The 22161-nt window shown below is 69.8% G+C and carries 18 protein-coding genes; 6 read left to right on the forward strand and 12 right to left on the reverse strand.

Annotation, left to right across the window (positions count from 1 at the left end; all coding sequences use genetic code 11):
• Positions 1-52: 52 nt before the first annotated feature.
• Complete coding sequence (locus AC1DFU_RS21150; protein ID WP_092298200.1) at positions 53-604, forward strand: nucleoside 2-deoxyribosyltransferase; 552 nt, start codon at positions 53-55, stop codon at positions 602-604.
• A gap of 14 nt (positions 605-618) precedes the next feature.
• Here AC1DFU_RS21150 and AC1DFU_RS21155 read toward each other — a convergent pair whose 3' ends face one another.
• The 6 genes from AC1DFU_RS21155 to AC1DFU_RS21180 all read right to left on the reverse strand — a co-directional run bounded on the left by AC1DFU_RS21155 (position 619) and on the right by AC1DFU_RS21180 (position 6734).
• Complete coding sequence (locus tag AC1DFU_RS21155; RefSeq protein WP_092298202.1) at positions 619-1224, reverse strand: PqiC family protein; 606 nt, start codon at positions 1222-1224, stop codon at positions 619-621.
• A complete protein-coding gene (locus AC1DFU_RS21160) occupies positions 1221-2873 on the reverse strand; it encodes a PqiB family protein (RefSeq protein WP_092298205.1) in 1653 nt (550 codons plus the stop codon). Before AC1DFU_RS21160 ends, AC1DFU_RS21155 begins: the two co-directional genes overlap by 4 nt.
• Positions 2860-3543, reverse strand: a complete 684-nt coding sequence (locus AC1DFU_RS21165) for a paraquat-inducible protein A (RefSeq protein WP_092298208.1) — start codon at positions 3541-3543, stop codon at positions 2860-2862. The genes AC1DFU_RS21160 and AC1DFU_RS21165 overlap by 14 nt, the downstream gene beginning before the upstream one ends.
• A complete protein-coding gene (locus tag AC1DFU_RS21170; RefSeq protein ID WP_092298211.1) occupies positions 3540-4232 on the reverse strand; it encodes a paraquat-inducible protein A in 693 nt (230 codons plus the stop codon). Before AC1DFU_RS21170 ends, AC1DFU_RS21165 begins: the two co-directional genes overlap by 4 nt.
• Positions 4229-5332, reverse strand: coding sequence for an AI-2E family transporter (locus AC1DFU_RS21175; protein ID WP_441591833.1), 1104 nt, complete (start codon positions 5330-5332; stop codon positions 4229-4231). Before AC1DFU_RS21175 ends, AC1DFU_RS21170 begins: the two co-directional genes overlap by 4 nt.
• A gap of 271 nt (positions 5333-5603) precedes the next feature.
• On the reverse strand, positions 5604-6734 hold the full coding sequence (locus AC1DFU_RS21180; RefSeq protein WP_092298217.1) for an HPP family protein: 1131 nt from the start codon (positions 6732-6734) through the stop codon (positions 5604-5606).
• 115 nt (positions 6735-6849) lie between these two features.
• On the opposite strand from AC1DFU_RS21180, the gene AC1DFU_RS21185 reads away from it, so the two are divergent.
• The gene (locus AC1DFU_RS21185; RefSeq protein ID WP_092298220.1) at positions 6850-8655 is read left to right on the forward strand and encodes a chloride channel protein; all 1806 of its coding nucleotides are present in this window, start codon (positions 6850-6852) and stop codon (positions 8653-8655) included.
• Here AC1DFU_RS21185 and AC1DFU_RS21190 read toward each other — a convergent pair.
• A complete protein-coding gene (locus AC1DFU_RS21190) occupies positions 8643-9065 on the reverse strand; it encodes an Lrp/AsnC family transcriptional regulator (protein WP_092298223.1) in 423 nt (140 codons plus the stop codon). The genes AC1DFU_RS21185 and AC1DFU_RS21190 overlap by 13 nt on opposite strands.
• A 143-nt stretch (positions 9066-9208) precedes the next feature.
• Between AC1DFU_RS21190 and AC1DFU_RS21195 the strand changes: the two genes are divergently transcribed.
• Positions 9209-10087 (forward strand): dimethylarginine dimethylaminohydrolase family protein, encoded by an 879-nt coding sequence (locus AC1DFU_RS21195; RefSeq protein ID WP_092298225.1) that lies wholly within the window; start codon positions 9209-9211, stop codon positions 10085-10087.
• Positions 10088-10100: 13 nt separating this feature from the next.
• On the forward strand, positions 10101-11150 hold the full coding sequence (locus tag AC1DFU_RS21200; protein ID WP_441591837.1) for an ornithine cyclodeaminase: 1050 nt from the start codon (positions 10101-10103) through the stop codon (positions 11148-11150).
• 96 nt (positions 11151-11246) lie between these two features.
• Here AC1DFU_RS21200 and AC1DFU_RS21205 read toward each other — a convergent pair whose 3' ends face one another.
• From AC1DFU_RS21205 to AC1DFU_RS21225, 5 genes are all read right to left on the reverse strand, one after another.
• Entirely contained in the window at positions 11247-11846 is a 600-nt protein-coding gene (locus AC1DFU_RS21205; RefSeq protein WP_092298228.1) for a helix-turn-helix domain-containing protein, read from the reverse strand.
• A gap of 466 nt (positions 11847-12312) precedes the next feature.
• Positions 12313-13632: a sigma-54-dependent transcriptional regulator gene (locus tag AC1DFU_RS21210; RefSeq protein WP_092298445.1), complete on the reverse strand. Its 1320-nt coding sequence runs from the start codon at positions 13630-13632 to the stop codon at positions 12313-12315.
• Between the two features lie 31 nt (positions 13633-13663).
• Entirely contained in the window at positions 13664-15586 is a 1923-nt protein-coding gene (locus tag AC1DFU_RS21215) for a sensor histidine kinase (protein ID WP_441591839.1), read from the reverse strand.
• A gap of 207 nt (positions 15587-15793) precedes the next feature.
• The gene (locus AC1DFU_RS21220; RefSeq protein ID WP_441591841.1) at positions 15794-17104 is read right to left on the reverse strand and encodes a dicarboxylate/amino acid:cation symporter; all 1311 of its coding nucleotides are present in this window, start codon (positions 17102-17104) and stop codon (positions 15794-15796) included.
• A 423-nt stretch (positions 17105-17527) separates the two neighbouring features.
• Entirely contained in the window at positions 17528-20272 is a 2745-nt protein-coding gene (locus tag AC1DFU_RS21225; protein ID WP_255370923.1) for a diguanylate cyclase, read from the reverse strand.
• Between the two features lie 324 nt (positions 20273-20596).
• Between AC1DFU_RS21225 and AC1DFU_RS21230 the strand changes: the two genes are divergently transcribed.
• Complete coding sequence (locus AC1DFU_RS21230) at positions 20597-21478, forward strand: c-type cytochrome (RefSeq protein ID WP_441591844.1); 882 nt, start codon at positions 20597-20599, stop codon at positions 21476-21478.
• A gap of 220 nt (positions 21479-21698) precedes the next feature.
• Positions 21699-22157: a (2Fe-2S)-binding protein gene (locus tag AC1DFU_RS21235; protein WP_092298240.1), complete on the forward strand. Its 459-nt coding sequence runs from the start codon at positions 21699-21701 to the stop codon at positions 22155-22157.
• The last annotated feature ends 4 nt before the right edge of the window (positions 22158-22161 follow it).

Here is a 22161-nt window from a genome sequence, read left to right on the forward strand (position 1 = left end):
GCTGGCATCCGGTAAGCTGGCATCCCACGACGGATGCCCACACCTCACGCCCATGAAATCGATCTATCTCGCCGGATTCGACGTTTTCCGCAAGGACGCGCTCGCCCACGGCGCGCACCTCAAGGCGCTGTGCGCCCAGCACGGCTACGAAGGGTTGTATCCGCTCGACAAGGCTGCGCCGGCCGGCCTCTCCGGCCCCGACACCGCGCAGTGGATCTATGAGGCCAATCTCGCGCTGATCCGCCGCGCGGACCTCGTCATGGCCAATCTCGATGACTTTCGCGGCCCGGGCGAGCCGGACAGCGGCACGGCGTTCGAAGTGGGTTTCGCGGTGGCGCTCCAGAAGCCGGTGTGGGCCTATTCGGCCGATGCCGGCACGCTGCTGGACCGCGTGCGCGTGGGCACCGATGCCGATGGCGAGGCGCTCGATGCGCGCGGCTACGTGGTGGAGGACTTCGGCCTGTCCAAGAACCTGATGCTGGCCTGCAGCGTGCGGCTGGTGGCTGGCGACGCCGAGGCCTGCCTGGCTGCGATGGGCGAGGCGGACCGGCGCCGCGCCGCACGCCGGGCGCAGGCGCTGGAAGCCGGCGGCCCGGAAGACTGACTAATAGATAAGGATCAGGGCCGCAGCGATTGCACGCCGGCGGCGATGTCGGCGGCGGTGGTCGCCACGATCTGGCGGTAGGCGGTGACCATGCCGTCCACCTGGCCCGGCGCGGGCAGCTCGGTCTGCGTGCGGCCGCTCAGCACCTTGCCGTCGGGCAGCTTGCGCACGGTCCAGGCGATGGTGGCGGCAGCGCGCTGGCCCAGATCGCCATCGAGCCGCACCACTTCCGTGGTCACGCGGTACACCGGCGTCACTTCCGACAAGCCCTGCTGGTAGGTATCCACCGCGCCGAGCCGCGCCTGCAACTGCTGGGACAGCGCGTCGCGCAGTTCGTCCGGCAGCGGCGACGACCAGCGCGACAGGTCGAGCAGCTTCAGCCCGCCTTCGCTGCCGTCCGCCACCACCAGTTGGGGTCGGTTCAGCCGCTCGGGCACCCGTACCGGGGCCACCTCGATCCAGATCGGAGTCGTGGCCGCCGCAGGCGCCGTGGCTTCGCCGTTCGCCAGCGTGTAGTAGCGCGGCTCGGGCGAGGCGCAGCCTGCCAGCACCGCCAGCGCGGCGAGCGCCGCCAGCACGGCCGGCGCCATCCTCATCTTGTCAGCAGATCGCTTCATCATGGTTTCTCCGCCTTGCCGCGCAGCAGCGCCTCGGGGTGGCGTTCCAGGTAGTCGGTCAGCGCGCGCAGGGACACAGCCGTGCGCGTCAGTTCCTGCAGCATTCGGCGCGTGTCCTGCTGCAACGGCGCGTCAGAGGCCAGCGTGCCGTTGGCCGCCGTCAGCGTGCGGCGCGCGTCCTGCAGCGCGGCCAGCACCTGCGGGGCCACGTCGCCGTTGAGCTGGGCCACGAGCTTGTCGGCGGAGGCCATCATCGCGTTCATCGAGGCCATGGCCGTGCGCAGGTCCTGCCCGATCTGGTCGAACGGCACCTTGTCGATGCGGTTGACGATATCGCCCAGCTTGGCCTGCAGGGCGTCGAACGTGCCCGGCGTGGTCGGCAGTTCCGGCATCGCCGCATTGAGGTCGATGTCGGTCGGCGGCGGCGCCTTCGGGAAGAAGTCGAGCGCCACGTAGAGCTGGCCGGTCAGCAGGTTGCCGGTACGTAGCTGCGCGCGCATGCCCCGCTTGACCAGCCCCTGCACGATGGCGCGCTTGCGCTCCTCGTCGGCCACGTCGCGTTCACGGAAGCCCATGCGCGACGGATAAAACTCCACCACCACCGGCATGCGGAACGCCTTCTTGTCGCGCACGTACTCGATGCCGATGGAGCGCACCGTGCCCACCACCACGCCACGGAAGTCCACCGGCGCGCCCGGCGTCAGCCCGCGCACGGACTGGTCGAAGTTGAGCACGGCCAGCGCGGGCGCCAGTTCATCAGGCTCCTTCATGGCCTCCGACTGATCGCCGGCGAGCAGGTATTGCGTGTTCTCGGCGGCGGCAGTGCGGGCCGAGGAGTTGTCGGGCGACTGGAACGCCACGCCGCCCAGCAGGACCGTCACCAGCGACTGCGTGGAGAGCTTGAGCCCGCCCGCATCGAGCTTCAGGTCCACCCCGCTGGCGTGCCAGAAGCGGGTATCGGCGGTGACGAGCGTGTCGTACGGCTTGTTCACGAACACCCGCAGCGTGATGTCGCGCCCGTTCGGCTCGAGCTGGTAGGCCACCACCTGGCCCACCTGCACGCGGCGGTAGTAGACCGGCGAGCCGATATCGAGCGAGCCCAGGTCCTGCGCGCGCAGCACGAACTGCCGGCCCGAGGCATCGGTGGTGACCACCGGCGGCACCTCCAGCCCGGTGAAGCTGCGCGTGCTGGACTGCGACTTGCCGGCATCCACGCCGATATAGGCGCCGGACAGCAGCGTCTCCAGCCCGGACACCCCGCTGACCGCGAAGCGCGGTCGCACCACCCAGAAGCGCGTGTCGCTGACGGCGAAGTTCTCGGCATCCTTGGTCAGCTCGATGATGGCCACCACGTGCGAGCGGTCCGGCGCCAGCCGCACGGACTTCACCAGCCCGATATCGACATCCTTGTAGCGCACGGCGGTCTTGCCCGGCGTCAGGCCCTCGGCGGTGCGGAAGGTCACCGTGATGTCGGGCCCGCGCGAGGCCAGCGTGTTGATCAGCAGCGAGATGCCCACCACGGCGGCGACGATCGGGATCAGCCAGACCAGCGAGGGCAGCCAGCGCGCCGGCTTGCGCCGCGCGGGCTGGGGCAGGCCGCCGGGGGGCGGCGGGGGCGGAAGGGGTGGAGCGGCGTTGTCAGTGTCGGGCATCGTTGGTGGATTCCGGCAATTCGAGTGAGTCCCACAGCAGGCGCGGATCGAAGCTCAGCGACGCCATCATGGTCAGGACGACCACGGCGCCGAAGGCCATCGCGCCGCCGCCCGGGATGATCGTGGCGAGCGCGCCGGCGCGCACCAGCGAGGCGAGCAGCGCCACCACGAAGATATCGAGCATCGACCAGCGGCCGATGATTTCCACCAGCCAGTACAGCCTGGTCTGCTGGCGGATGCGCCACGACGTGCGCAGGTGCACCGAGACCAGCAGCAGCGTCAGGATCATCATCTTCAGCAGCGGCACGACGATGCTGGCGATCAGCACCACGCCGGCCAGCAGGTGCGAGCCGGACACCCAGAGGTAGATCACGCCCGAGAGGATCGTGTCGCGCTGGGTGCCGAGGATCGACTGCGTGACCATCACCGGCAGCAGGTTGGCGGGAATATAGAGAATATAGGCGGCCAGCAAGAACGCCCAGGTGCGCGCCAGGCTGGCCGGCTTGCGATGGTGCAGCGTGGCGCCGCAGCGTGGGCAGGGCTGGCCTTCCAGCGTACGCGGGCTGACCAGGTCGCAGGCGTGGCAGGACACCAGCCCGCGCGAGGTGGCCGTGGGCACCTGGGGCAGCGGTGCGTCGTCGTCGTTGTCGGGTAGCCTGAACGTCTTCATGGCGCTGGGCTCCGGTCACGGGGCGGCACCTCGTCCGCGCCGGGCGGCTCGAGGTAGTGCCACAGGTCGCGCGGATCGAACGACAGCATCGCCGCCAGCACGATCACCAGCGCGCCGAACGACCACAGCGCCACGCCGGGCAGCACCTGCGCCATGGTGGACAGCTTCACCAGCGTGACCAGCACGCCGATCATGAACACCTCGATCATGCCCCAGGGCCGGGTCTGGCGGATGCCGCGCACGATGCGGTCGAACCCGGGCGGCATCTGCCGGCGCGACATCGGCACCAGCAGGTAGCCCATCATCAGCATCTCGGAGAGCGGGAACAGGATGGTAGTGGCGAAGACCAGCAGCGCCACCGGCGCCATCTGGTCCGCGAACAGCGCCTGCACGGCGCCGATCAGCGTGGTCTGGGTGCGCACGCCCTTGAGGTCCATCTCGACGATGGGGAAGGCGTTGGAGATCAGGAACAGGATCAGCGCCGTCACCACCAGCGGCAGCAGGCGGCGGTAGGCGCGCGAGCTTTCGCGGTAGAGCGGGCCGCCGCAGCGCAGGCAGGCGGCGCGCTCGCCGGGGGCCAGCGCGGTGCGTTCGTAGAGCGCGTCGCAGTATTCGCAGGCCACCAGCCGGTGCAGATCCGGGGGCAGGTCCTGCGGGGTGTCGGGAGGAGCGTGCGGCGCCGGCGTCATGCGTCCGGAGTGAGGGTCTTGGGCGGCGTGGCCGTGACGGCGGTCATCGGCGGCCGTTCCTGCGTGCCGATGGTCCAGTCGCGCAGCAGCGCGTAGGCCACGGCCAGCACGGTCGGGCCGATGAACACGCCGAGGAAGCCGAAGGCCAGCGCTCCGCCCAGCACGCCCATCATGATCCAGATCAGCGGCAGGCCGGTGCCCTTGCTGATCAGCAACGGCTTGACCACGTTGTCCGCCATGCCGACCACGGCGCCGCCCCAGATCACCATGAAGATCGCCCAGCCGGTGTGGCCCGAGTGGTAGAGCCACAGCGCGGCCGGAATCCAGATCAGCGGCGGGCCCATCGGCACCACGGAGAGGAAGAAGGTGATGAAGCCGAGGATGGCGGCGCCGGGCACGCCGGCAATCCAGAAGCCGATGGCGGCCAGCACGGCCTGGATGAAGGCGGTGCCGAGGACGCCGTAGACCACGCCCTTGACCGTGCTGCCGGCCAGCGCCAGCAGGTGGTCGGCGCGCTCGCCCGCCACGCGGCGCATGCCGCCGCGCAGCCACTGCACGGCCAGTTCGCCGCCGGTATAGAAGAAGAACGCCAGGACGATGGAGAGCGCCAGCTGGCCCAGCCCGGCGCCAATCGACAGGCCCGCGCCCAGCAGCACATGGCCGACCGGCGCGATCAGCTTGCGCAGGTTGGCCACCATCTCGGAGTCGGCGGTGATGACCTCCTGCCACGCGTTGGCGAGCTGGTTGCCGACGAAGGGCAGGCTGCTGAGCCATTCGGGCAGTTGGGGAATGCCGTGCTGGGTATAGCGTTCGACCAGCGCCTGGAGATCGTCCAGATGGCCGGAGAGGCTGGCGCCGGCATAGACGAACGGGCCGAGCACGATGACCGTGGAAATCAGCACGCAGATCAGGGCGGCGATGCCGCGGCGGTTGCCGAGCCAGCGCGTGAGTACGGTATAGGGGTACCAGGAGGCGTACGCGAGGATCGCGCCCCACAGCAGCGCGGTGGCGAACGGGGCGAGTACCAGCAGCGAACCGCCGATCAACACGAGCAGCGCGAAGACGGCGGCGAGCTTTTCAATCAATTGTCCGGAACTCATCGGGCAGATCTCCAGGGGCGGCCGTGTGACGGAAACGCCGTAAGCATAGCGGAAATCGATGACAGCGCCGCCGGGGGCGCTGGCCTGGATGAGTGTAATGGGAGGCGGGATGTGGGGCGGAGACTTCGTGGAGAGGCTGGCCCTCTCCCCCGGCCCCTCTCCCGCAAGCGGGCGAGGGGAGACCCCAGATAGCGCTTGAGATGCCGGTGGTTGGCTCCCCTCTCCCTTTGGGAGAGGGGCCGGGGGAGAGGGCCGGCGCCTCAAGCCGCCATCACGGCTCCGTCACGCCCCGGCGCAGCAGGGCCGCCACGAGGTCCGTCTGGGTGACCATGCCGACCACGCAGCGGTTGTCGTCGATCACCGGCACATGGTGCAGCCCGCCGTCGGAGAAGGCGCGGCCCAGGTCTACGATGGGCTGGTCGGGGCGCGCGGTGACCACGGCGCGGGTCATCAGGTCGCGCACGGTGCCGTTCACGCGGCGCGAGTGCATGCGCTGGGCGCGGAAAAAGTCGGTCTGGGTGAGGATGCCGAGCAGGCGGCGCCGGCCGTCCACCACGGGCAGCGCCTTGATGTGATGGCGCGCCAGCAGCGCGGCGGCGTCCGCGGCGGCCTGGCCGGGGCGCACGGCCACCACGTCCCGCGACATGATGTCCCCGCACGCCACATCGCCAAAGCGGCGCCGATAGGCGCGCAGCTCGGCCTCCACGATGATGGCCTCGAGATCGTCTTCCTCGATGTCCAGGAACTCGCCGCGCGCGGCCAGCACGGCGTCCAGGTCGGCGCGCGTCACGCCCACGCGCTGGCTTGGCGGCACGTCGCGGGTGTGATGCTGCGTGGCGGCCTCGGGCGGCCGATGCGGATAGCGCCGCCGGGCGAAGTTGTTGAAGGCGAGGGCGGCCAGCAGCAGCAGCATCGAATTGATGGCCACCGGCATCACCACGAAGCCGAAGCCCAGCGCCTGCACAGCCGGGCCGCCCAGCACCGCTGTGACGGCGACGGCACCGCTGGGCGGGTGCACGCAGCGGAGCTGGAACATCAGGGCGATGGCGCCCGCCACGGCCACGCCGGCCGCCAGCCCAGGGTCCGGAATCCAGCGCGCGCAGGCCACGCCCACGGTGGCGGCGACCAGATTGCCGCCGATGATCGACCACGGCTGGGCCAGCGGGCTGGACGGCACGGCGAACAGCAGCACGGCCGACGCGCCCATCGGCGCGATGAACCACGGGTTGAAGCCCTGCAGGAAGCGGCGGCAGATCCACTCGGTCAGGAACAGGCCGATCAGCGCGCCAAGGCAGCTTTTCAGGCGCTCGCCAAGGCTCGCGGCGATCGGCATCGGCACGAAAGTGCGCAGCCAGGCACGTGCCTTGGCAACGGGTTGGGAAGTGTCGAATGCGGCGGGCATCGATATCGGGGAGCAGGGGCGCTCAGAATGCGGGGGTCCGCAAATATATCATCGCATGATATATTGCGCCGGCCTCCGGACTGCGCCCCCCTGCCCCCGCCCCCCCCCCCCCCTTATGCCTCCCTCATCACATTCCGACCCCGTCCCGTTCGAGAAACGCGACTACGCCGCCAACGGCCGCCTGCCCATGCTGGCCGGCATCGCGCTGGCCATCGGCGCGATCAGCACCGGCGCCGCCTTCGTGCTGGTCAATCTGATCCGCTTCTTCACCAACCTGTTCTTCTTCCAGACGATCTCCTTCGCGGAGCGCTCGCCGGCCAGCCACGCGCTGGGCCCCTGGGTAATCGTCGTGCCGGCCATCGGCGGGCTGATCGTCGGCCTGATGGCACGCTACGGCAGCGACAAGATCCGCGGCCACGGCATCCCCGAGGCCATCGAGGCGGTGCTGTTCGGCAAGAGCCGCATGTCGCCGAAGGTGGCCGTGCTCAAGCCGCTGTCGTCCGGCATCGTGATTGGCAGCGGCGGGCCGTTCGGGGCCGAGGGGCCGATCATCATGACCGGCGGCTCCATCGCCTCGCTGCTGGCCCAGTACCTGCACCTGACCGCCGCCGAGCGCAAGACGCTGCTGGTGGCGGGCGCCTGCGCCGGCATGACGGCGATCTTCGGCACGCCGGTGGCCGCCGTGCTGCTGGCCATCGAACTGCTGCTGTTCGAGCTGCGCCCGCGCAGCCTGCTGCCGGTGGCGCTGGCCTGCGCCGTGGCGGGCTTCCTGCGGCCGTTCGTGTTCGAGGCCGGCCCGCTGTTCCCGCTCCAGACCGCGCCGGCCAGCACACTGGCGCTGGGTTCGTGCGTGCTGGCCGGGCTGCTGTGTGGCGTGCTCGGCGCGGGGCTGACGCTGGCGCTCTATCGCACCGAAGACGCGTTCGGCAAGCTGCGCCTGCACTGGATGTGGTGGCCGGCCATCGGCGGGCTGGTGGTGGGCATTGGCGGCTATTTCGAGCCGCGCGCGCTGGGCGTGGGCTACGACGTGATCGGCGACCTGCTCAACAACCGCCTCGCGCTGGAGGTGGCCGTGGCGCTGCTGGCCGTCAAGGCCGTGATCTGGATTGCCGCGCTGGGCTCGGGTACCTCGGGCGGCGTGCTGGCGCCGCTGCTGATGCTCGGCGCCGGGCTGGGCGTGGTGCTGGCGCCGGTGTTGCCGGGCGGCTCCCCGGCGCTCTGGGCGCTGGTCTGCATGGCCGGCGTGCTCGGCAGCGTGCTGGGCGCACCGCTGACCGCCATCGTCTTCGCCTTCGGCCTCACGCACGACAGCGAGGCGCTGCTGCCGCTGCTGCTGACCACGGCGGTGGCCTACGGTTTCTCGGTGCTGACCATGAAGCGGTCGATCATGACCGAGAAGATCGCCCGGCGCGGGCTCCATATCTATCGGGAGTACGGCGTGGACCCGCTCGAACGCGCCCACGTGGACGAACTGATGACGCGCGACGTAGTGACCATCGACGCCGAACTACCCGTGGCCGACGCCCTGCCGCGCTACTTCGGTGACCACGCCGCCCATCGCGCCTACCCGGTGGTGCGCGCGGGCCGGCTGGTCGGCATGCTCCATCGCACGGCCATCGTCGCGGCCCATGCCGGGGACGATGCGGGGCTGCGTTGCGGGGATCTGGTGGCGGGGCAGGGCGATGCCGCGCCCGCCGCGCTGCTGCCCGCGCTGACTGGCCGCGCCGCCGCCGGCCGCATGGCCGAACTGAGCGTGGCGCGCCTGCCGGTGGTGGAGAGCGTGGCGACGATGCGCATCGTCGGCATCGTCTCGCTACGCGACCTGCTGGCCCCGAGCGGCCATGTGATGCACGAGGAAACCCGCCGCGAGCGGCTGCGCGGGGCAGTGCGCGCGGTGCGCGGGGTCGGTCAGAGCTTGTAGCTGGTCAGCAGGATGCTGGTTTCGGTGGCCGAGATCCCCTCGATCAGCCGGATCCGGTCCAGCGTGCGGTCGAACTGCTCCAGCGTGTCCGCGCGCAGTTCGGCGATGATGTCCCAGCGGCCGTTGGTCGTATGCAGGGTCTGCACATTGGGCTCCCCGCGCAGGGCCTGCAGCACCTGCCGGGCGCGATTGCCCTCGACGGCCACCGTCATCCAGGCGCGGATGCGGTGTGGCTCGGCCTCGGCCTTGAGTCGCACCGTGTAGCCGACGATCAGCCCTTCCTTCTCCAGTTTGTCGATCCGGTTCTGCACCGTCGCGCGCGAGACGCGCAGCGCCTTGGCCAGCGCCGTCACGGGCGTGCGGGCGTTGTCGCGCAACAGGCTCAACAGTTGTCGGTCAGTGGCGTCCATCGGGGGCTCCTCTGGCGATTTGTCGCCTTATGCTGGCGAATTGTCGAATCGTGCGCGCATTTTGTCCATCTTGCTGGCTATTTGTTGGCGCGGGCGGGCACCACAATGCACGCACGGCAGCCACAACAGACAAAGGAGCCCCCGTGACCGACCGCCCGACCATCCTCCTCATCGCCCCCACGTTCTATGACGTGTCCTACAGCATCAACCCGTGGATGGACCCGGCGGCCTGGGCGCGCGACCCGCGCGGCATGCATCGCCAGGCCCGGGCGTCGTTCGACGCGCTCCACGCCGCGCTGACCGCCGCCGGGTTTGCCGTCGAGGTGGCCGAAGGGGCGCCGGGCCAGCCCGACATGGTGTTCCCGGCCAACGCGGCGGTCGTGCTCGACGGCAAGGCCGTGCTGGCGCGCTTCCGCTACCCGCAGCGCCGGGGCGAAGAAGCGCCGTTCGCGGCAATCTTCGACGCGCTGCGCGCGCGCGGTCTGCTCGACAGCGTGATCACGCTGCCCGAGGGCTGCTATCAGGAAGGGGCGGGCGACTGCATCTGGGACGCGCAGCGCGGCCATTTCTGGGCCGGCTTCGGTCCGCGCTCCTCGCGCGAGGCCGCCGATGCCGTCGGCGCGCAGTTTGGACAGGAGGTGGTGGCGCTGGAACTGGCCACCGAGCAGAGCTATCACCTCGACGTCTGCTTCTGTCCGCTGGCCGGCGGCGAGGTGCTCTATTACCCGCCGGCGTTCTCGGCGGCGGCGCTGCGCACCCTGCACGCGCGCGTGCCGGCGGCGCTGCGCATCGAGGCCACCGAGGACGATCTGCGCCACTTCAGCGTCAACGCCGTCAATCTGGACGACCACGTGGTGATGACCCGCACCACGCCGCATCTGCGCGGCGAACTGGGCCGGCGCGGCTACCGGCTGCACGAGGTAGACCTGTCGCCGTACATGCTCTCCGGCGGCGGGGCTTACTGCATGACGCTGCGCCTGGATCGCACCAGCACGCCCGCGCGCCGCGCCGTGGCCGCATGACCAGGAGACCGCCATGACGGCCAAAATGACAACCTTCCTGGATGCCGCCGACGCCGCCACGCTGGTGCGCCGCATCGGCGTCGCCCGGGCCATCGGCGAGGTCGCCGAGCACGTCCGCCAAGACTTTCTGCGCTGGCCGGCCTTCGAGAAATCGGCGCGGCTGGCCAGCCATTCGCCGGTGGGCGTGATCGAGCTGATGCCGGTCAGCGACGGCGCCCAGTTCGCCTTCAAGTATGTCAACGGGCATCCCGGCAACGCGCAGCAGGCGCTGCCGACGGTGATGGCCTGCGGCATGCTGGCCGATGTGCGCACGGGCTTCCCGCTGCTGCTGGCCGACCTGACGCTGGCCACGGCGCTGCGCACGGCCGCCACCTCGGCGCTGGCGGCGCGCGCCATGGCCCGGCCCGGTGCCCGCACGATGGCGCTGGTCGGCAACGGCGCGCAGGCCGAATTCCAGTCGCTGGCCTTCCACGCGATGCTCGGCGTGCGCGAGATCCGCGCCTACGACATCGACCCGGCGGCCACTGCGCGGCTGGTGCACAACCTTGCAGGCGTGGCGGGCCTGTCGATCGTGCCGGTGGGGTCGATCTCGGCCGCGCTGGCGGGGGCCGACATCGTGACCACGGTGACGGCCGACAAGACCCACGCCACCATCCTCACGCCGGACATGATCCGCCCCGGCATGCACCTGAACGCCGTGGGCGGCGACTGCCCGGGCAAGACCGAGCTGCACGCGGACATTCTGCACGCCGCGCGCATCGTGGTGGAATACGCCCCGCAGTCGCGCATCGAGGGCGAGATCCAGCAATGGCCCGAGGCGCCGGTGCATGAGTTGTGGGAAGTGCTGTCAGGCGCCGGGCCGGGCCGGGTGTCGGCGGACGATGTGACGATCTTCGATTCGGTGGGATTCGCGCTGGAGGACTACGCCGTGCTGCGCTGGCTCCAGGCTGCGGCGCGCGCGCATGGGGTGGGACGGCCGATCGCGCTCGTGGCGCTGCCGCCGGACCCGCGCGACCTGTACGGCTGGATGATGGCGTCCTGCCAGGAAGCCGTGGCGGCCTGAGGGGAAGGGGAGCGGGAGTGTACGGGGCTCTTACTTAATACCGGACGCGTGGTCTTGCTCCCCTCTCCCGGAAGGAGGAGGGGAGCCAGCCTGCGCTCAGGCGCCCACGCGCCCCATCATCAGCTGCGCGCGCAGGAAGCCCTTGATCTCTTCCAGCGACGGCGTCTTCAGGAACACCATGATGCCCCATTGCTGGAGTGCATCGGCCACGCCGTCATAGGCCTGGCGGTTGGTGATCACGGCGAAGATCACGCGTTGCCGCGCGAAGAAATTCTGGAGCTTCTCGATGGTCGCCGACTCGGCGTCGTTCAGCTCCTCCACGTAGTAGAGCACCACCCGCGGCCGGGCGTCGACCGAGGTGATGACCGTGTCGACCACGTCCTCGAGCACCTGGCTCTTGAGCGGCAGCGACCACTTGCCCAGCTGGGCGCTGATGCGCTGCGCTTCCTGGTGGTTCGGGTGAAACACCACAAGGTCGAGGTCGTGCTCGGCGGCCATGTCAGGCGTGGCGCGGCTCGCCAGCAGGCGATGGACGGTTTCCTTGTGAATGCGCCGATGGCCGCCGTTGGTCTTCCACGCGCCCAATTCGCCGCGTTCGACCATTTTCTGGACGGTGCCCAACGAGACGTTGAGAAGTTTTGCCGCGGTCCGCGTGCTGTAGTAGGGCTTTTCAGCCAGTTCCGGATCCAGTTTCATCCAATCACCCGTAGTGTCGATCGGCAGCACGGCGCCAGTTGCTCGCCGCGTGGCACCCTCGGACGCGCCACGCCGTTTTGATCCGGGCTGCCGGATTTACTGACCCTGACATTTGCGACCCGCTCCCCGGCCGGTCTTTGTTGCTTTTACGCGTGCGTGGGCTCAGGTGCCCGCGCGCGCGGTTGGAACCTGGCAGTCTGTGCCGCCTGTCGGTAGGGTTCCGCCATGCCAATAGTATGGCTTCATCGCGCTGTGCCGCCACAGGGAAACCCGTGGTTGGCGTCACACTTTTGTTGTTTAACGTACATCGGGCAGCTTCGGTGGACGGCACCAACGCTGCCGGTTCGCATTCTCGCCGGCATTTTTGCCCGCGTGCCAGTCCCAGCGCACCTCTCAAGGGACAGGTGCCAGGCGCGGCAGTTCCCCCGCTCGTACATTCGATACATTGCCGTCGACGGCGTGACGGTCAGTTCAGCCCGTACTTCCTCACCTTGTCGAACAGCGTGGTCTTGGCCACGCCCAGCGCCTCGCCGGCGCGGCTCAGGTTGCCATCGTGGCGGCGCAGCGCATCGGCGATCAGCGCGCGCTCGAACTGCTCCACGGCCTGGGGGAGCGGCAGCGCGTGCGGCGCGGCGCCACCCTGGGCGGGGTCGCAGCCCAGGCCGAGCACGTGGCGTTCGGCCAGGTTGCGCAGCTCGCGCACATTGCCGGGCCAGGGGTAGGCCACCAGCCGGGCCAGCTCGGCCGCCGTGGCCGGCACGGCCTCGCGCTCGAAGCGCAGCGCGGCCTGGGCGACGAAATGCTCGAATAGCTGCGGCACGTCCTCGCGCCGCTCGCGCAGCGGCGGCAGGGCCAGCGTCACCACGTTCAGCCGGTAGTACAGGTCGGCGCGGAACTGGCCGGCATCCGCCAGCGCGCGCAGGTCCGCCTTGGTCGCCGCCACCACGCGTGCGTTCACCGGCACCGGCAGGTTGGAGCCCAGCCGCTCCACCACGCGCTCCTGCAGCACGCGCAGCAGCTTGATCTGCATCGGCATCGGCATGCTCTCGATCTCGTCGAGGAATAGCGTGCCGCCGTCGGCATGCTCGATCTTGCCGATGCGGCGCCGCGCGGCGCCCGTGAACGAGCCGGCCTCGTGGCCGAAGATCTCCGATTCGAACAGCTGTTCGGGCAGGCCGCCGCAGTTGATCGGCACGAAATGGCGCGCCCGCCGGCCGCTGGCTTCGTGCAGGCAGCGCGCCACCAGCTCCTTGCCGGTGCCGGTCTCGCCGTGGATCAGCACGTTGGCGGCGGTGTCGGCCAGGTCGGCAATCATCTGGCGCAGCCGGCCGATGGCCGGGGAGTCGCCGATCAGCCGGGCGGACAGCGTCTCGCGCCCGGCCAGCCGCGCGCGCAGCTCGGCCACTTCCAGCGCCAGCCGGCGCTTGTCGAGCGCGCGGCGGCACGTGGCCACCAGCCGCTCGGGCGAGAACGGCTTCTCGAGGAAGTCGTACGCGCCTTGTTTCATCGCCTGCACGGCCAGCGACACGTCGCCGTGACCGGTGATCATGATGACCGGCAGCGCGGCGTCGCGCGTCATCAGCTCGCGCAGCAGCGCCATGCCGTCGGCGCCGGGCAGGTGGATGTCGCTGACGACGATGCCGGCGTAGCCGGCCTGCACCTCGCGCAGCGCGGCCTCGGCGCTGGGCACGCCGCGCGTGGCCATGCCTTCGAGCCGCAGCGCCTGCTCGCAGCCGAGCCGCACGTCCGGGTCGTCCTCGACGATCATCACCGTCATCGTCGTCATGCCAGCCGTCATGGCGTCCGGCTGCTGCACCTCAGCCGACATGCCGCGCCTCCGGCCCAGCCTCGGGCAGGGCGAGCGTAAAGCAGGCGCCGCCTTCGGGATGGTTGATCGCGGTCAGCGTGCCGCCGTTCTCGTTCAGGATGCCGGCGGACAGCGTCAGGCCGAGCCCCAGCCCTTCGCCAGCCGGCTTGGTCGTGAAGAATGGCTCGAACAGCCGCGCGAAGGCCGCCTCGGACAGCCCCGGGCCGCTGTCGCGCACGGTCAGGTGCACCAGCCCGCCGCTCTGGTAGGCGTGCAGCGAGAGCCGGGGCGCGGCGCGGCCGCCCATCGCGGTCATTGCATCGAGTGCATTGCCGACGAGGTTGACGAGCACCTGCTCGAGCCGGTTCGGGTCGCAGGCCACCATCAGATGGGGGTCGATGTCGCGCTCGATGACCGGCGCCACCGCCGCGATGCGCGTCTCCAGCAGGAACAGCGCGTTGTCCACTGCCTCGGCCAGGCGGGCCGTGCCGCGCTGGCCCACCGACGGGTTGCGCGCGAAGGACTTCAGCGCGCCCGTGATGCGCCCCATGCGGTCCACCAGCCCGATGATCTTGCCGAGGTTTTCCTGCGCCGTGGCGTGGTCGCCGCGTTCGAGGAACTTGCCGGTGTTGCCCGAGAGCGTGCGCAGCGCCGCGAGCGGCTGGTTCAGTTCATGGGCGATGCCGGCCGACATCTGGCCCACCGCCGCGAGCTTGCCGGCCTGCATCAACCCGTCCTGCGCCTGGCGCAGGAAGGTCTCGGTGCGGGTGCGTTCGGCCACTTCGGCATGCAGTTGCTGGTTCGCGGCGAAGAGGTCGGCGGTGCGTTCGGCCACCTTGCGTTCGAGTTCGCTGTTGGCCGCCTCCAGCGCCGTGCGCGCCGCCAGCCGCTCGCTGACGATGCGCCGCCGCACGTTCCAGGCCGCCCCGAGCAGCAGCACGAACGCCGCCAGCACGCCGGCCAGCGCCGCGCTGTTGAGCGCGGCCACGCGGGCCTGCGAGGTATTGGTCAGCAGGGTCAGGTTCCAGTCGGTGCCGGGCAGGGCCAGGTGCTGGGCCAGCATCGGCGGGCCCTGGCGCAGCCGTACCAGGGCGTCGCCGCCCTCGCTGGGGCCGGGGCCGAGTTCGCGCACCGTGGTCAGCGCCAGCGGGGGCAGCGGGGCGCGGTTGTACTGGAGCGAGCGGTCCAGCTTCTCGCGCTGGGCCGGCGCCAGCGGCCGCGTGGCGGCCAGCTTCCAGGACGGGTCCGAAGCGAGGATCACCACGCCGTTCTCGTCGCTCAGCAGCATCTGGCTGTCGTTGCCCTGCCAGCGGTTCTCGAGCGGCTCCAGGCCGATCTTGACCACCGCCACGCCCACCGGCTTGTCACGGTCGCCCAGCGGGGCGGAGAGGTAGTAGCCAGACTCGCTGCGCGTGGTGCCCACGCCGTAGAAGCGGCCGAGCTGGCCTTCGATGGCGCTGCGGAAGTAGGGGCGGAAGCTCAGGTCTTCGCCGAGATAGCTGTCGGGACGCTGGAAATTGCTGGTCGCGAGGACTTTGCCGCGCGCGTCGAGGATATAGACCACGCGGGTGCCTGCCCGGCCGTTCAGCGCGGCGAGGTAGGCGTTGGCGGCGGCCACGCGCTCGGGGTTGCCCGGCTGGCGCAGCAGCCCCTCGATGCGGGCATCGAGCGAGAGCAGGCTCGGCACGTAGTCGAAACGGGCCAGTTCGCTCTCCAGCGCCTGGGCGTACAGGCGCATCTGCACCTGGCCACGTTCGGCCTGGCGGTTCAGCGCGGTGTCATAGGTAAAGCGATAGCCGAGCCAGCCCGCGGCCGTCACCAGCGCGGCCAGGGCCAGCAGGGCGACGATCGGCGCGGCGCGGCGCCAGGGCGAGGTGCCGCCGCCCCCGCCAGGAGCGAGGCCGGTTTCGGCGGAGGACAGGGGGCCGGTCATGAGGAATTCTGTGAGGCGGATGCACAGCCGTCGGGTGACGCCGACGCCGCATGCTGCTGGCGCGGTGCGGGCCGGATCCGCGGCGAGGCCCACGTTTTACCACACCCCATGCAAGTGCCGGCCAAATCGGACAGGTCAGACGTCCCGGTAAACGCAAAAAGGCCCGGCCGCCTGATCGGCAACCGGGCCCTGGCACGCCTGGCCGGCTTACTTGCTGGCCAGCGCCTGAGCGGGTGTCAGGCCGGTGTTGCTGTCCGCCGAGGTGTCGTCCTCGTCGGAGAGATCCGGCGCGCCGATCGCGCCTTCGCTTTTGGCGACGACGGTCGTGGCAATGGCATTGCCCAGCACATTGGTGACGGTACGGCCCATGTCCAGGATGTGATCGATCCCCAACACGAGCAGGATGCCGGCCTCAGGCAGGCCGAACATCGGCAGCACGGCGGCCACCACCACCAGCGAGGCGCGCGGCACGCCCGCGATGCCCTTGCTGGTCACCAGCAGCACCAGCAGCATGGTGATCTGCTGCGTGAGCGAGAGCTGGATGCCGTACACCTGCGCCACGAACAGCGCGGCGAACGAGGTGTACATGATGGAGCCGTCCAGGTTGAACGAGTAGCCGAGCGGCAGTACGAAGCCGGTGATGCGCGGCTTCACGCCGAAGCGCGTGAGCTGCTCGATCACCTTCGGGTAGGCCGATTCGCTGCTGGCCGTGGCGAAGCCGATCATCAGCGGCGCACGGAGCTGGCGGATCAGGCGGAAGATGTCACTTCCCAGGAAGTAGTAGCCGCCGGCGATCAGCGCCACCCAGAGCAGGGCCAGCGACAGGTACAGGCTGCCCAGCAGCTTGGCGTAGACGGTCAACACGCCCAGGCCCTGCGCCGTGATCACGGCGGCCACGGCGCCGAACACGCCAGCCGGCGCGAACGCCATCACGTAGTTGGTGACCTTCAGCATGACGTGGCCGAGGCCGTCCACGCCCTGCAGCACCGGCTTGCCGATGCCGTCCTTGAGCGTGCCGAGCGCGAAGCCGAAGAACAGCGAGAACACCACGATCTGCAGGATCTCGTTGGTGGCCATGGCCTCCACGAAGCTCTTGGGGAACATGTGCGCGATGAACTCGCGCAGGTTCAGCGCCCCGGTCTTCAGGTTCGAGGCGGCGTCCGCGGCTGGCAGCGGCAGGTTCATGCCGTGGCCCGGCGCCAGCAGGTTGGCCATCACCAGACCCAGCAGCAGCGAGGTGATCGAGGCGCCCAGGAACCAGGCCATCGCCTTCAGGCCGATGCGGCCGACGGCCTTGCCGTCGCCCATGCCGGCGATGCCGGCGACCAGCGTGGCGAACACCAGCGGGCCGATGATCATCTTGATCATCCGCATGAAGATGTCGGTGAGGATGGCGAAGTGGTCCGCGATCGATTTCGCGGTGGCGGCGTCGGGCGCCAGGTGGTGGGCAGCGGTGCCGGCCAGAACGCCGAGCAGCATCGCGATGAAGATCAGTGTGGGCAGTCGCTTCATTGTCATCGTCAGTACATCCTCCTTGGGGTCGGGCACGTAGGCGTCGCGCCCTGACAGCGGCGCCTAGGTGTGCACGAGGCGTGCCAGCGCGGCGGCGCCTGGGGGAGGGGGTAAGTCGATGAATAGAAAGGGAATTTACGCGCGCTGGCGGCGCGGCGTTCGGGAATCCGGACGGATGGGTGGGAAGGCCGTTCGGGAATCCGAACGGCCATGTGATGTTTTGCTCCCCTCGCCCGCTTGCGGGAGAGGGGTTGGGGGAGAGGGCCGGCGCTGGCCGAAGCCTGCGCGCTGGAGCACACCGAGGGCCCCGCTGTGTGTGGTCGCTTGCTAGACCACCCCTCTCCCCGGCCCTCTCCCGCTGAGGGGAGAGGGAGAAACGGTGGTGTCGATGTGCGCCTGGGCGTGGTTTGCGGTGTCGCCGTTAACAGGTCAGGCCGCGTCCGCCTCGTGCTCCCACGCCTCGAGCAACTGCTCCACCGGCACCGGCCGGCCGATCACATAGCCCTGGGCGTAGTCCACGCCGATCGCGCGCAGCGTGCCCAGCGTTTCCTCGTCCTCCACGGACTCGGCCACGGTCTGCACGCCCAGCCGGTGGCCGATGTCGTTGATCGAACTGACGATCTCGCGGTCCACCACGCTGCCGGTGAGGTTGCGGATAAAGCTGCCGTCGATCTTGAGGTAGTCCACCGGGAACTGCTTCAGATAGGAAAACGACGAAAGGCCGGCGCCGAAGTCGTCCAGCGCCACGGTGCAGCCGGTGCTGCGCATCTCGGCCACCAGCCGGCTGGCGGCGGTCATGTTGTTGATCAGCGCGGTCTCGGTGATCTCCAGCCGGATGCGGTTGGCGGGGAGCACGGAGTCGCGCAGGGCGTCGTGCAGGAAGGGCAGCAGGAAGGGCTCGCCCAGCGAGTTGGCCGACAGGTTGATCGACACCGACAGCCCCGGCACCGCCGCCAGCCGCCGCCCGTACTGGTGCAGCACGTTGCGGATCACCCAGCGGTCGATGTGACCCATCAGGTCGTAGCGTTCGGCGGCCGGGATGAACGCGCCGGGCATGATCAGCGCGCCTTGCTCATCGACCATGCGGACCAGGATCTCGACGTGCCGGCCCTGCTCGCCCTCGCGCAGCGAGCGGATCTCCTGGGCGTAGAGGCGGAAGCGGTTGGCGTCGAGGGCCGAATGGATGCCGGCGGCCACTTCCAGCTCGCGGTGATGGCGCCGCGCGTCGCTTTCATCGCGCCGGTAGACCGAGACCCGGTTGCGGCCGGCAGCCTTGGCGGCGTAGCAGGCCACGTCGGCGCGGCTCATCAGCTCGCCTACCGGCGGGGTGTCCGCGTCGATGGCGGCGATGCCGATGCTCGCGCCCACGTCGTAGACGCGGCCTTCCCACGGGAAGCGGCGCTCGCGCACGGCGTCGATGACCTTCTGGCACACGTGCTCGGCTTGGTCCACCGAGCAGTCCTTGAGCAGCAGCGCGAATTCGTCGCCGCCCAGCCGGGCGAGCAGGTCGTCCGGGCGCACGTGGTGGCGGATCACGTAGCCCAGTTCGCGCAGCAGCACGTCGCCGGCGCCGTGGCCGGCGGTGTCGTTGACGATCTTGAAGCGGTCCAGATCGATAAAGCACAGCGCGGCGCGGTGGCCGTGCAGCCGGGCGGCCTCGCAGGACTCGCGCAGGCGCTTTTCGAACCAGGCGCGGTTGGGCAGGCCGGTCAGGGCGTCGTGGGTGGCCGAGTGGGCCAGTTCGCGCTGCAGCGCCCGGGAGGTCGTGATGTCCTGGAACACCAGCACGGCGCCGAGCACGCCGCCGTCATTGGTCAGCACCGGCGCGGCGGAGTCCTGCACGTCGTGGCGCTCGCCGGTCAGGCTTTGCAGCACCGCGCCTTCCTGGAGGTAGGCCGGGCGCAGGGTTTGCAGGCACTGCTCCACCGGGCTGGGGATGGTCACCCCGGTGATTTCATCGACGATGCGGAAGACCTGCTCGAGCGGCTGGCCCATCGCGGCGTCCATGCTCCAGCCGGTGAGCTGCTCGGCGATCGGGTTCATGAAGGTCACGCGCATCACGCGGTCCGTGCAGATCACCGCGTCGCCGATCGAGCGCAGGGTGATGTGCAGCCGCTCCTTTTCCTCGAACAGCGCGCGGTTCAGACGGCGCTGCTCGGTGATGTCCCAGTTCGTGCCGACCAGGGCGCGCGTCATGCCGCGGCGCGTGGGGGTGCCTGCGCTGGCGCCGCCGCCGCCATCGTCGTCGTCCTCATCGTCGTGGTGCGAGACCATGGCCATGGCGCGCACGTGGCGCACCTCGCCGGTGGGGCAGACCACGCGGTATTCGGTATCGAAGCGATGCACGCCGCGAATCGCCTGGCGCATCTCGGTGCTGACCCGGCTCACGTCCTCGGGGTGCAGCATGGCGATCCACTGCGCCAGCGTGGGCGCGCCCAGCTCCACCGAGGTGCCGTGCAGCGCGTGCATGCGGGCGTCCCACGTGATGGTGGCGTTGGTGAAATCCCACTCCCAGATGCCCACGCCGCCGGCTTCCACGGCCAGTTCCATGCGGCGTGCCAGTTGTTCCATGCGCTCGTGGTCCAGCTTGCGGCTGTGGATATCCTCGATCTGGGCGATGTAATGGTCCGGCTGGCCGGTCTGCTGGTTGCGCACCATCGACACGGCCAGCAGCGCCCAGCGGTAGCGGCCGTCCTTGTGGCGGTAGCGCTTTTCCATGCGATAGGCGTCGATCTCGCCGGCGGTCAGGCGTTCCAGCTGGCGCAGGTCGGCGTCCAGGTCGTCCGGGTGGGTCATCCGCTGGAACGGAATCTCCCGGAACTCCTCGGGCGTGTACCCGAGCAGCTCGCACATGGCCCGGTTCACCAGTTGCCAGCGCCCGTCCAGCCCGACCAGCGCCATGCCGATGGCCGAATGCTCCAGCGCCTGCCGGAAGCGCTGCTCGCTGCTGCGCAGGTTGGCGCGGCTCTTGCGATTCTGCGCGCTCATGAAGGCGATGCAGGCCGGGAAGATCGCCACCAGCGCGGCCGAGACCAGCAGTTCGTGGCCGGCCCAGATGGCCGCCACCCCGGCGAGCGTGCACAGTGCCAGCAGCGCGCCCTGCAGCCGCCGCCGCCAGGGGGCAGCCGCCGGGGGCGGGGGTTGGAGGGGGTTCGCGGCCGTCTCTGGCGTCATGTCTTGTGTTGTCGATGGCTGCCCCTGTGCATCAGGAGGCGGTCCGGGGTACGGCGGGTGCCGGTGCAACGGTCGCACCCCTGCCCAGCGTATGGCGCAATGTAGTCGTTCTGCGGGGCGGACGAGCCCCGAGATACGGGGCATGGCGGGGCGTTGTTGGGGCTGGCGCTCGGGCGCATTTTTTGGTAGGGGGTGGGGAAGACCCGATGCCGCGGGCGGTCGGCGTCTGTATCATCGCGCACAGAATCCGCGCCCCGATCCGGCTGCAATCAGGCCGGGGCGGGCCGCGCGGCGGCCGTGCCTCCGCCACGGAGAGGGGAACCCATGGATATTGCGCGATTCTTCCGCATCGCCAGTTCGGCGTCGATTACCTTCGTTGTCGTGGTGGTGGTGGCCGTGGGCAGTACCTATTGGTGGGGCGGACGCAAGCTCGCGCGGACCGTGAAGGTCAACGTGACCCCGGTGACGATTCCCACCGACACCGCCGCCATCGCCGATGGCAAATATCTCTACGAATCGCGCGGCTGCATGGACTGCCACGGCGCCAAGGGCGCCGGCAAGCAGGTCTTCGACGAGCCCAACGGCCTGCGCGTGCGGGCGCCGGACATCACCCAGGCCAACCCCGACGTCGCCAAATACCGCCCGGAGGACTGGGACCGCGCCATCCGCCACGGCGTGGCGCCAACGGGCCGGCCGCTGCTGATCATGCCGAGCGAGGATTACAACCGGCTTTCAAACGAGGACTTCGGCGCGCTGGTGGCCTACGTGCGCAGCCTGCCGCCGGCCAACGGGCAGCCGGCCGAAGTGCGCTTCCCGTGGTTCGCGCAGGGGCTGTACGGCGCGGGCGTGATCCGGGACGCCGCCGAGAAGATCAACCATGACCTGCCGCCCGCGCCGGCGATTGCCGCCGCGGTGACGCCGGCCTATGGCCAGTACATGGCCAATGCCTGCATGGGCTGCCATGGCGGCGACCTGCGCGGCGGCCATATCCCCGGCGCGCCGCCCGACTGGCCGCCGGCCGCCGACCTGCGCCCGAACGGCGTGATGAAGCGCTACCCCCAGCCGGACCAGTTCGTCGCCATGATGCGCACCGGCAAGCGGCCGGACGGCACCGACGTCAGCCGGGTCATGCCGTTCTCCTCGTTCGCCAAGATGAACGACACCGACCTCAACGCGCTGCATCTCTATTTGTCCGCGACTAAATAGAAGGGGCGCTACGTAATTAGCAGGGCCCAGAAACTTTCGTTTCGCCCCATCCCGGTGCACGCCCACCCGTGTGCGTAGGGCGGCGCACGTTTCTCGAATTTGTTCTATCCTCCGTGGGCGCCGCCGGGTGGCCAGGGATCCCGTGCCACGTTGCTTGCCAACGAGCCCGGCGGTGCGATGCAAGAAGACTAAGGGCAACGCACCCAAGGAGTTCCCCGCAATGACTACCCTCACCCTCAACGGCAAGACCGTGGACGTGGACGCCGATCCGTCCACGCCACTGCTCTGGGCCCTGCGCGACAACCTCGGCATGACCGGCACCAAGTTCGGCTGCGGCATGGCCGCCTGCGGCGCCTGCACGGTCCACATCAACGGCCAGGCCACGCGTAGCTGCGTGATGCCGATCTCGGCCGTGGCCGGCAGCAAGGTCGGCACCATCGAATCGATGCCGGACGACAAGATCGGCCGCGCCGTGCTCGACGCCTGGCTGCGCCACGACGTGGCCCAGTGCGGCTACTGCCAGAACGGGCAGGTGATGAGCGCCGTGGGCCTGCTGCGCAGCAAGCCGCGCCCCACCGACGCCGACATCGACCAGGCCATGGCTGGCAACATCTGCCGCTGTGGCACCTATCAACGGATTCGCGCGGCCATCAAGGATGCCGCCCGGGCCATCGCCTGAGCGG

The organism is Cupriavidus sp. 10L45, from assembly GCF_056395225.1.

Bases quoted from the DNA above. Each gene is read 5' to 3' on its own strand.
- AC1DFU_RS21150 (WP_092298200.1), top strand. From the start codon at position 53: ATGAAATCGATCTATCTCGCCGGATTCGACGTTTTCCGCAAGGACGCG.
- AC1DFU_RS21155 (WP_092298202.1), bottom strand. From the start codon at position 1,224: ATGATGAAGCGATCTGCTGACAAGATGAGGATGGCGCCGGCCGTGCTG.
- AC1DFU_RS21160 (WP_092298205.1), bottom strand. From the start codon at position 2,873: ATGCCCGACACTGACAACGCCGCTCCACCCCTTCCGCCCCCGCCGCCC.
- AC1DFU_RS21165 (WP_092298208.1), bottom strand. From the start codon at position 3,543: ATGAAGACGTTCAGGCTACCCGACAACGACGACGACGCACCGCTGCCC.
- AC1DFU_RS21170 (WP_092298211.1), bottom strand. From the start codon at position 4,232: ATGACGCCGGCGCCGCACGCTCCTCCCGACACCCCGCAGGACCTGCCC.
- AC1DFU_RS21175 (WP_441591833.1), bottom strand. From the start codon at position 5,332: ATGAGTTCCGGACAATTGATTGAAAAGCTCGCCGCCGTCTTCGCGCTG.
- AC1DFU_RS21180 (WP_092298217.1), bottom strand. From the start codon at position 6,734: ATGCCCGCCGCATTCGACACTTCCCAACCCGTTGCCAAGGCACGTGCC.
- AC1DFU_RS21185 (WP_092298220.1), top strand. From the start codon at position 6,850: ATGCCTCCCTCATCACATTCCGACCCCGTCCCGTTCGAGAAACGCGAC.
- AC1DFU_RS21190 (WP_092298223.1), bottom strand. From the start codon at position 9,065: ATGGACGCCACTGACCGACAACTGTTGAGCCTGTTGCGCGACAACGCC.
- AC1DFU_RS21200 (WP_441591837.1), top strand. From the start codon at position 10,101: ATGACGGCCAAAATGACAACCTTCCTGGATGCCGCCGACGCCGCCACG.
- AC1DFU_RS21205 (WP_092298228.1), bottom strand. From the start codon at position 11,846: ATGAAACTGGATCCGGAACTGGCTGAAAAGCCCTACTACAGCACGCGG.
- AC1DFU_RS21210 (WP_092298445.1), bottom strand. From the start codon at position 13,632: ATGACGACGATGACGGTGATGATCGTCGAGGACGACCCGGACGTGCGG.
- AC1DFU_RS21215 (WP_441591839.1), bottom strand. From the start codon at position 15,586: ATGACCGGCCCCCTGTCCTCCGCCGAAACCGGCCTCGCTCCTGGCGGG.
- AC1DFU_RS21220 (WP_441591841.1), bottom strand. From the start codon at position 17,104: ATGACAATGAAGCGACTGCCCACACTGATCTTCATCGCGATGCTGCTC.
- AC1DFU_RS21225 (WP_255370923.1), bottom strand. From the start codon at position 20,272: ATGACGCCAGAGACGGCCGCGAACCCCCTCCAACCCCCGCCCCCGGCG.
- AC1DFU_RS21230 (WP_441591844.1), top strand. From the start codon at position 20,597: ATGGATATTGCGCGATTCTTCCGCATCGCCAGTTCGGCGTCGATTACC.
- AC1DFU_RS21235 (WP_092298240.1), top strand. From the start codon at position 21,699: ATGACTACCCTCACCCTCAACGGCAAGACCGTGGACGTGGACGCCGAT.